Raw genomic sequence first — 9,773 nt, 5'->3', positions numbered from 1 at the left:
CTGATGCAGCGAGAGCTTGTCGCGGAAGTACATCCGCCGGATTTTTCCCAACATTTCCATGCTGATCACCCTGTGTTCTCCTGCTCAAAAAGTGAGCAGAAGCAGTTGAACACCTGGGTCAGTTTTCGGTCAGCGGCAACAGCTTGGGCTTTTTAAGTCTTCGATCCATTGACCGAGACACTCGTCCAGATCAATAGCGGACCTATCGAGTTCGAAGTTATCCGCATACCAATTTGTCGAGCGAATATACTGATGCGATTTTTTCCAAGCTTGGGCGAGTACAACCTTATCCGTCAGGTACTCTAGGGTAGGTTTTAGCGCATGATATTTATTTGAAAGCAGTCCCATTTTTAATCAACCCAAAATATATAATACTTTCTATTAGGTTGCGAGCCATTTCAAATGGTCGCCTATTCCATGTTTGCCTAACCTAAAGTCCGAAGACATCCTCAAAAGCGTCAAGCTAAAATGGCCATTCGACAATCTCAAGCACTAAAACTGACCACATTATTAAACTAAATTTGACGATTCTACTTTTTCAAACGAAACAAGGTGGATTGTTTTGACTTCCTTTCCAGTCCCGAGGATTTCTTCTACTTTCTCTTCACACTTAAATTTGTAATTCTCACCGATAACAATACCGGCCAAATTTATATCTGCCCCAGGCTTTATATGCCCTGACATCGTGTCGCTTCCAGAGATAATCTTCCACGTGCTACGAGATAAATCAGCGGAGTCGACTATGCCTGTGATCTCAATATTTTCCACACCGATGTCTGCTCGCTGCCTGCATAATTCGATCACTTGCCGAGCGCTGCTCAAGCGCACAGTGCTCGAACGCGACTCTGGCATAGTTGGAGAGGCCCATTGATGCTTTAGAGGGCAATCATTTTCATGCAGAAAATTCAGAAGTCGAATCAAAGCAGATGCCGTATGCCCTTGAACAGACTGAAGGAAAATCAATGCATCATCAGGTCTGGATACGGTGTCTATAAACTGATTAAGGCGGTCAAATGCCATCTTAAGCACCGCATTCTCACCTAAAAAATCAGTTTCATCCGAGCTTCGTAGGTGGACTGTAAATGAACCAAATGAGACACCGAACACATCCGTATTATAAGGAGTCTCATCTCTAGGAATTGTCTTGCCTACTTGTTTCACTGCATGTCGTGATAAATTTTTAATAACATTTTGATAAATGCTTAAAAATTCTGAAAGTTTCCAAGAACGAATTCTTGTCTCATGCCGCGCTTCGGCGACTGAAAGCGAAGCATAAGCAACTGTTGATCTCAATTCAAACGCCTTATTTGCCACCTCATCTTCACAATTAAATATCAGGCCGTCGTCAGCCAGATACTCTTGCGGGCAGGTGGAAAAAGAAGCTAGAGCAATTGAAATATCGCCCTCCAAGCTATCTGGAGACGCCCAATAAAATTCTCCTACTTCAGGATTGCTAAAGACTTGTCTTAAATCAATTTTCCCTGAGCAGATTTCCCCTCTTCTAAATGGAGAAACAGGCACGCATAAATATACTGGCTCAACGCCATTTAGACGTGCAACCATGCATATATATGAAAGCCCGAGCAGATCATAACCTATGAATACCTGAGGGTAGTCATAGTCTAAAAGGACAAGCTCCAACTTAAGTATTTTCATTGGGCCGCCTCAATCGCTTCCGCGGATGGTACCGGATCAAACCCTCTTGCTCTCCACCAAGAATAGTGGGTCCTCGCTTTTCCGGTTTTTTTTATCACCCCAGCTATTGGACCCAAAGTGACTTTTGCGATCGATTTATGCCGATGAATTGGAAGCTTCTGAAGATCAGCGCAGTCATCGATACTACCGAACACAGAGATAGCCCGAGCAATACATTCAGGTGCCCTAAAAACCTGGTGAGGTGCAAGCGCTCGATGCGACAGGAAGTCGCCATCCGTAGCGGGAATTTTTTCGCAAAGGCGATAGCAAACCAGATCTATAGGTTCAATCGCATCGCTTGGGGGGCACTGCTCAGGCAGTTCCTCATGCCACTCATGTTCTACGTCCATGTCACTCGGTAAGGCTGATAGGTGAGGCGAGAATGCTAGCGTGTTGTCATCATCAAGTCACCAACTCGAAAGCTCGACTTCAAATGGCCTTTGGATTCCTATACTTGAGCGTGTCAGTACCGTCCTGGGGGAGAGCTAGTCTCGTAGCTTGGCGGTAATGCAATCTCGAGTATACGAGTTCAGACACTCTACTAACGGTGATAAATTTTAAAGGTATCAATACCGTCATTTGTGCTGTAGATACCGAGTTCGATTCCGCTCAGAGCTATAACTAGCTGATTTATTTATAGTTACCAGTTGGGGTACGTCAAATTTTCCACCAAATTCCAGACCCGCAGAAAACCTAGCCTCGCCGAAAGCAACCGTTCGTCTGGTGCCGCACCATACGAAGTACCAAAATAGGCTCACCGAAAGGTGGGCCTTTTTTGTTTGGGGTGAAGCTTTTGTGGGAGGGAGCTTGCTCGCGACGGCCCCGGTTGATGGTATCCACCCACTAACGCTGTAGGACTCTTCTGAACTTCAACAATCCTCCCAGCAACCGCTTGTAGATGGCCGCGGCGGCGCAACCGCGCCTCGCTGGATCGCTGTGGATGACCATATTCGCGAAGCGCTGAGGTATGCCGAACAGGTCTCGCCCGACGGCAGCCGCAACCTGCTGGCACCGAACGAAAGCTACCTCGTCTTCCAACGGGAAATCGTCCGACCGAAATATCCTCCATACGCACAACATCAAAGGCTTCGACGAACTGCGTGCGGCTTATGCGTGCGAACGCTATGAGCAGATCACCCATCACCCATCACCTAGCACCCATTAACGGGTCAGGTGCAGGCGCCTCGACCCACGCCTTGATCGAGAGGCACGCTTACAAATCAGCTATGAGCTGGGTCATGGTCGAATCGACGTGGTATCGGCGTATATCGGTGGTCGGGTATGAATAAACCATTCGATATGGAGATCTTCTTGGCTGGGGCACTGACTGGCGCGCATGCCACACGTGAGCGTCACCTCCGCCAAACCAAGGCTATCCAAGCCGCGATATCAGATCGCTGGCACCGAGACAATCCATGGACCTGGCAACGCAAGCATCTCTTGTGGTTAATCAAAGTCGAATTGTGAGATCGAGCTGACGCCACTTACGACTACTACAGATTGACCGTTATTTTGATAGCGCATCGCCTAGGCAAGCCATGTTCCGCCCGCCGGCCCTTATCCGCAAACGCCCTAAAGCCCGCGGATCACCAATTGGCCATCAAGATTTTCATAAGCAAAGGCTAAGTGGCACTCCCAAAAACCACGAAATGCAGGCCATTCTGTTGTTCCGATGTAGTCACGAAGAACATCCATCGCCAGATAGCTGACGGTTTGGCCATTCGTTTTGGCCAGCTCGCAGAGCGAATTGGAAAGGTCTTCCGGCAGGTCCAGAGAAATCCCGGTCATGGCGGCCTCGATGGTAAGCGTTTGTTGGGTATCTTACACCCGACCACATTGCCTGGGTTTAGCAACTCGTCGTAGGCTTTTTCTGGCAGGGCTTTTCTAGCCCATACCTGCCAACCCAGACGACAATTGACGGCAGAGGGTGGCAGCCCAACCAATCAAGAAACAACAACCCTCTCAGCCTTGGCCTCGTCAATTGCATCAACCGCAACAGCGCTCGTACCTGGCGACCTCCTCTTGCGCGCATCACGAAGCTGCATCCAGAGCAGGCTGGCAGCCAGTGATGCAGCAACGGTCAGGGTCAGCCACAGTGCGATCAGCAGGCTGAAAGAAACGCTATTGTTCAGTTCGCGAAAGATGCCGAGTGCAAACGCGGTGTACCAGGAGATCGCGGAAAGAGCGCCTGAAGCCAGGAATATGGCGATGCGGCTACGCGAAACGCCATCCAGAATCGGTTGGCTCATGTCGCGCAACACGACGGGCAATACGAATACGTGGATAAGCATGCCGTTGAGGGTCAGGGCCGAGACTATGCATACCTTTGCCCAGAGCTTGGGGTTGCTGAGTTTTTCCGGAGACTCCAGGCCGTAAAGGGCGAGGAATCCCAGGCCGGAAAGCCACAGCAGGCCGAGGCCTATGGCGACCACGGTGCTGATGAAGGTGAAGGTACTCTTGATTTCAACCGGAAGACTGCCTTTGCGCATCCAGCGAAGGATCCAGTAATCCAGCATGGTCGCGCCGCCCAGGCCGAAGCACAGGCCGAGAAGGTGCAGGCCTACCAGAACGGTCAGCACTCGTACGTGAGGGAGTGGATCGGGCAAATCGATGCGCAGCTCACGTGGGTCTGCCAACACAGGCTCACTGGCAATCAGTGCCACTGCTCCCGCTATCAAGGGGATGACTAAATAAAGCGGGTTAGCAGTTCGTTTGTCCATTTGTAATTACCTCGGCCAAGGAGACCTTAATCCATGAGAAAGCCAGATCCTTGCCGAAGAATAATGAACAGAAATTAAAAGTGTAATGAATATTCTATATTGAATAGTTTGAAAAATACTTCTTGATTTTTATTGCCTACCGATGAGTAATTGGAAGTTTTTTATTTTCTTTATCAACTGCCTTTATCTGAAATATTTTCTTACAAAGCTTGTCTCACTCTTTAGCTTTTTACCCATACTTACCTCTGCGTAAGTACTTTAAATCCTTTGAAAACAAATTAACAGCTTCATTTTTCAAACGGCCTGATTCGGGCACAGGTGCTCCACGCCTTGGGCGCAACACTGTGCCAAGGGCACGTTGCTGAAAGAACACGTTTGAACGTGAGGCAAACTGAAAAACCATCACGAGCAGCGTATGACCCTGGTCACAGAAAGCCGTTCGCAGCCGCACGTGTAAAAATTCTTATCACTTATAGTAATGATGAAGAACTTTATAACGATTGCTATCGAGCCAGATTTAAAATGAAGGAATAAATGACTGACACTTTCACATGCCTGACAGATCAATACGCTGCCGCGCCCGAGCTTTTCCATATAACCGAGCAGGTAAAGAATATGGGCAATGTCCGGGTTGCGCAGCACTGAAATATGCCCGTGTTGCAATTGATCTGCACTGACCCCCTCAGGTAGCGTCCCCGAATTCCAGATCTTTACCTGTGCCGGGCTTATTTCCACTTTGATGCCCCCGGAGAAACTGCTGTAGTCGCGGTGGGCAAAAGCATTGACGATGCCTTCACGAATCGCCACTTCGGGGTACAGGGGAATATCTTCACGCTGGGTGCGGTCATTGCTGAAGCGCGCTCTCGATGGCGTATTACGCCTGATGAACGTGAACAGTTGCTCAATCACTTCAGCCATAGGACCAGCAAAGTGTTGCAAATTCTAATATTCATCGGCGTTCTTGCTGCTATAACAAACAGCCCGCCCCCGTGCCTGCGGGTGTCTTATTCATCCTGACCTCTCAAGCGTTGAGCAACATTTTTGATGTTGCCCAGATGATTCAGCAGCCGCTGCTCGACGTCCTGATTTTTTACCATCCATGTTCTAGTTGATCCGGCCCCGGTTTCAGGGCCGAAAAGTGACAGCGTCAACCTTCGCCTGCCGTGCTCTGTCTCAGAAAGAAATTATCAAGTATTGCCACACCACCGTCAGCCTATGCCCTGACAGCTTGAGCATCCCGGCCTATGCCTGACAGTCGCCCATAAAAAATGCCCCGATCCAGAGAGCGGGGCATTTTCGAACAGCGGTTACACAGTCACGTCATTAGAAGACGTTGATTGGGTAATCCACAAAGACACGCACTTCGTTACCTTCGCTGTTGTAACCCTGAGCGTCAGCGGAAACACGCAGGATCGAGCTACGCAGGCGAACGGATAAGTCCTTGGCCGGGCCGCCCTGTACCACGTAAGTCAGCTGGTTGAAGAACTCGCGCTCAGTACCGTTGCCGCTGCCCGGAGTGCCGTCGTCGATGTTGTCACCGCGAACGTAGGCAGTCTTGTAGCTCAGGCCTGGAGTGATCAGGCTGGACAGGTCGACGCCGTAGGCAACTTGCCACGAACGCTCGTCCTTACCGTTGAAGTCAGACCAGTAGGAGTTGGCCAGGTAGATGGTGTTGCCGCCATCACCGAAACCACCGGCATTTTTATAGCCGCCGTAGTTGTAGGCAGTCTCGCCGCTGCTGCGTTGGTGAGCCAGGGTGAAGGAGTGGATACCCACAGCCCAGGTCGCCGCCAGGCTCCAGATCTTGTTGTCACGTGCGCCAGCGGCTGCAGCAGCCGAGTAGTCCTTGTCCAGCTTGGTCTTGTAGCCGTTGAAGTCCAGAGTCAGAGACTGGTCTTGTGGCAGAGCGAAGACGTAGTTCAGGTTCAGGTACTGCTTCTTGAAGACATCTTCGTTGTCGGAAGCATAAGCTGCTGCGCTGAATGCGTCAGTGAACTTGTAGCTACCACCGAACACGTTGATGCTCTTCAAGCCACCGCTGTCGCGACCTTCAGCACTCTTGCGAGCTTCCTGAGTGAAACGACCAGCAACGACTTCCAGGCCTTCGATCTCTTTGGAAGTGATCATGGTGCCGGTGTAACTTTCCGGTAACAGGCGCGAGTTATCGTAGCTCAGCACTGGCAGCTGAGGCATTTGATCGCCGTACTTGAGCACAGTGTTGGAAACGCGGAATTTTACCGCTGCGCCAGCACGTGTCAGGTTGTGGTTCGATGAGGTAGGAATATTGTCGCCATTGGCGTCAACGCCATCGCTACCTGGTTTGAAGAAGTCGATACCGCCAGAGCCGCTACGACCTTTACCACCATCCAGACGGATGCCGTACAGACCGAATGCATCCACGCCCACACCCACAGTGCCTTGGGTGAAACCGGACGTGAAGTTACCGATGAACGCCTGGCCCCATTCAGCCTTGTCGTCACCCTCGTTCTTGTAATCGCGGTTGATGTAAGCGTTGCGCAGATTGATGGTCAAGTGGCTGTCGTCAATGAAGCCCTTGGAATCTGCTTGCCCCTGCGCCATTGCCTGGCTGGCGCTGATAATGCCCAGAGCGAGCAAACCGATACGTTTATTAAACATCTTATTTTCCTTCATTACGGATTTACACGCGCCGTGGCGGCTTCCCTAAGGTTGACCGTGGACTCTAACTTTGGGCAAAAGTATAGAAGACCGAACGAAATCATCGCAGTGGACTACAGATGGACGTACATGGCTTATAGCCACAAGCGGTGGGACGTGAATCCTAGTCCCAAGGCTTGAGGGGTGTCAAACACGGAGATGGCCGTCTTAGAAGGGTCCTACGCGATAATCAGTCTTTCAGTACGCCCAACAGAGCCTCTAGTTCCGCATCGTTGAACAGACCTGCCGGATATCGCTGCAGAAGCATTGCTCGCACATCCGGTCGGGGTTTCGGGAGTTTGGTCGTCCTTAACCAATCCGCCATCATCTGACGAGCCTCGTTACTAGCAGACAAACCACGAGCATTATGCCGGTTGATACCTGCGTTCATAATGACAACCTCTTGAGCCATGAGGGGCTAAATCTACGGACGCTTTGTGACAGAAGAACGAAAAAAACCTCCCGCTATTTACCCACCGTCGGGCCAGACTCAAGGTAATTGCTACAAAGCGTTACCCAAAAAAAAGCCTATCGGTTGATAGGCTTAGTGCAGCAAAAACAGGACCATTTGCCAGTTACGCATGTAAGCAAATGTTACGTAAATGCCTTCCGTGGAGCAGGTTGCTGCTGAGTCAGACAGTGAATATTGCCTCCGCCCAGCAGTAATTCACGGCCCGGAGCCATCACTACCTCATGCTCCGGGAACAGCCGCTGCAGGATTTCACGGGCTGTCTCGTCCATCGGGTCGTCGAAACTCGGTGCAATGATGCCGCCGTTGACGATCAGGAAGTTCACATAAGAGCCCGCCAGACGCACCGAAGGGTCGCGCTCCTGACTGCCGTGCACCTTGTCGACACCTGCGCATTCTTCTTCGGTCGCGAACAAAGGACCAGGAATGGGCATTTTATGGACGGTGATTTCACGCCCTTTGGCATCCCGGGTGTTTTCCAAAATACTCAACGCGGCGTGACAACGTGTGTAGTTGGGGTCTTTGGGATCATCGGTCCAGGCCAGCAACACCTCACCCGGGCGCACGTAGCAGCAGAAGTTGTCCACATGCCCGTCCGTCTCGTCGTTGAACAGGCCATCGGGCAGCCAGATGACCTTGTCCACCGCCAGATTGTCGCTGAGCACCGCTTCTATCTGCTCGCGGGAAAGGTTCGGGTTACGGTTGCGATTGAGCAGGCATTCTTCAGTGGTAATGAGAGTGCCTTCGCCATCGACATGGATCGAGCCGCCTTCCAGCACAAAACCTTCGGTCACATAACGCGGGCAACGCTCGATTTCCAGGACCTTGCTCGCCAGTTGCGAGTCCAGGTTCCAGGGCGAATACAGACCGCCGTCAAAACCGCCCCAGGCGTTGAAGTCCCAGTCCACGCCGCGCACTTCGCCGTGGTCGTTGATGACGAAGGTCGGGCCGGTATCGCGCACCCAGGCGTCGTCATTGCTGATTTCCACCACGCGAATGTTGGGCATGTCCAGGTGGGCACGGGCATTGTCATATTGCCTGGCCGAAACCGCGACCGTGACCGGCTCGAAACGGGCAATCGCCTTGGCGATGGCAACGTGGGCAGCCTGCGCGGGCTTGCCGCCCAGGCGCCAGTTGTCGGGACGCTCCGGCCAGACCATCCAGACCTGAGTCTGCGGTGCCCATTCGGCGGGCATGTGGAAGCCGTCAGCGCGGGGCGTGCTCTTGAGCGTCGTCATGGCCATCAGGACTCCAGCGAGCCATCGAGGGTCTTGATCGCGCCGTACAGGTTCGGACGGCGGTCACGGAACGAGCCCCAGGCGCTGCGGATATGCTCCAGTTCGTCCAGGTCAAAAGTGTGGACCAGCACGCCTTCTTCGGTTTCATCGAGTTCGGCGACTTTTTCACCGAACTGGTTGGCGATGAATGACGAGCCATAGAACGTAATGTCGTAACCGTCCTGCTCTTCGTTGCCGATGCGGTTGCTGGCAATCAGCGGCATCAGGTTGGCGCCGGCATGGCCTTGTTGCACACGCTGCCAGTGATCGCGGGAGCTGATGGTCTTGTCATGCGGCTCGCTGCCGATGGCAGTCGGGTAGAACAGGATTTCCGCGCCTTGCAACGCCATGCTGCGGGCGCACTCCGGGAACCACTGATCCCAGCAGATGCCCACGCCGATTTTCGCGTAGCGGGTCTGCCAGACTTTGAAGCCGGTGTCGCCCGGATTGAAGTAATACTTCTCGTGGTAGCCAGGACCGTCCGGGATGTGGCTCTTGCGGTAGATGCCCAGGTTGGTGCCGTCCGCATCGATGATCGCGATGGTATTGAAGCGCGCACGCCCTGCCAGCTCGAAGAAGCTGATGGGCAGCACCACTTGCAGCTCCTTGGCGATCTTCTGGAAGTGCTTGATGGCAACGTTGGATTCCAGGCTGGTCGCCAACTGCAGATAGTCCGGGTTGGGCTTCTGGCAGAAGTACGGCATCTCGAACAGTTCCTGGATCAGGATGATCTGCGCACCTTTGGCAGCAGCCTCACGGACCAGCTTTTCGGCAGTTTCGATATTGGCTTCCAGATCCCAGGAACAGGCCATCTGGGTGGCAGCGACGGTGACGATACGGCTCATGGAAATGCCTCCTGGGCGGGCTCATGTAAAAACGGTGGGAGCGAATTCATTCGCGAATGGCGATTGAATTCGCTCCCACAGATATCAGTAA

Annotated in this window: 6 protein-coding genes and 2 pseudogenes; 1 reads left to right on the top strand and 7 read right to left on the bottom strand. The window is 52.2% G+C overall.

Annotated features, from left to right (window positions below; genetic code table 11):
- Positions 1-510 precede the first annotated feature (510 nt).
- Positions 511-1,656 (bottom strand): DUF6575 domain-containing protein, encoded by a 1,146-nt coding sequence (locus tag CKW23_RS26405; protein WP_143499013.1) that lies wholly within the window; start codon positions 1,654-1,656, stop codon positions 511-513.
- Positions 1,657-2,595: 939 nt separating this feature from the next.
- Between CKW23_RS26405 and CKW23_RS27050 the strand changes: the two are divergent.
- A pseudogene (locus CKW23_RS27050) lies at positions 2,596-2,980 on the top strand (integrase); the annotation flags it as partial.
- 287 nt (positions 2,981-3,267) lie between these two features.
- Here CKW23_RS27050 and CKW23_RS27370 read toward each other — a convergent pair.
- From CKW23_RS27370 to aguB, 6 genes and pseudogenes are all read right to left on the bottom strand, one after another.
- Positions 3,268-3,483 carry a hypothetical protein gene (locus tag CKW23_RS27370; protein ID WP_095068654.1) on the bottom strand — a complete coding sequence of 72 codons (216 nt, stop codon included), beginning with the start codon at positions 3,481-3,483 and terminating at the stop codon, positions 3,268-3,270.
- 155 nt (positions 3,484-3,638) lie between these two features.
- The gene (locus CKW23_RS25635) at positions 3,639-4,415 is read right to left on the bottom strand and encodes a hypothetical protein (protein ID WP_051427758.1); all 777 of its coding nucleotides are present in this window, start codon (positions 4,413-4,415) and stop codon (positions 3,639-3,641) included.
- A gap of 483 nt (positions 4,416-4,898) precedes the next feature.
- Positions 4,899-5,420, bottom strand: a pseudogene (locus CKW23_RS25630) (ATP-binding protein); the annotation flags it as partial.
- Positions 5,421-5,738: 318 nt separating this feature from the next.
- Entirely contained in the window at positions 5,739-7,052 is a 1,314-nt protein-coding gene (locus CKW23_RS25625; protein WP_025262489.1) for an OprD family porin, read from the bottom strand.
- A 633-nt stretch (positions 7,053-7,685) separates the two neighbouring features.
- Positions 7,686-8,798 carry an agmatine deiminase gene (aguA, locus tag CKW23_RS25615; RefSeq protein WP_025262491.1) on the bottom strand — a complete coding sequence of 371 codons (1,113 nt, stop codon included), beginning with the start codon at positions 8,796-8,798 and terminating at the stop codon, positions 7,686-7,688.
- Positions 8,799-8,803: 5 nt separating this feature from the next.
- Complete coding sequence (gene aguB, locus CKW23_RS25610; RefSeq protein WP_025262492.1) at positions 8,804-9,682, bottom strand: N-carbamoylputrescine amidase; 879 nt, start codon at positions 9,680-9,682, stop codon at positions 8,804-8,806.
- Between the last annotated feature and the right edge of the window lie 91 nt (positions 9,683-9,773).

Origin of the sequence: Pseudomonas sp. Irchel 3A18 (assembly GCF_900187465.1) — a bacterium.
Lineage (GTDB): Bacteria > Pseudomonadota > Gammaproteobacteria > Pseudomonadales > Pseudomonadaceae > Aquipseudomonas > Aquipseudomonas cichorii.
The sequence above is the reverse complement of the archived record's forward strand: the minus strand, read 5'-3'. Positions and strand labels throughout refer to the sequence as shown.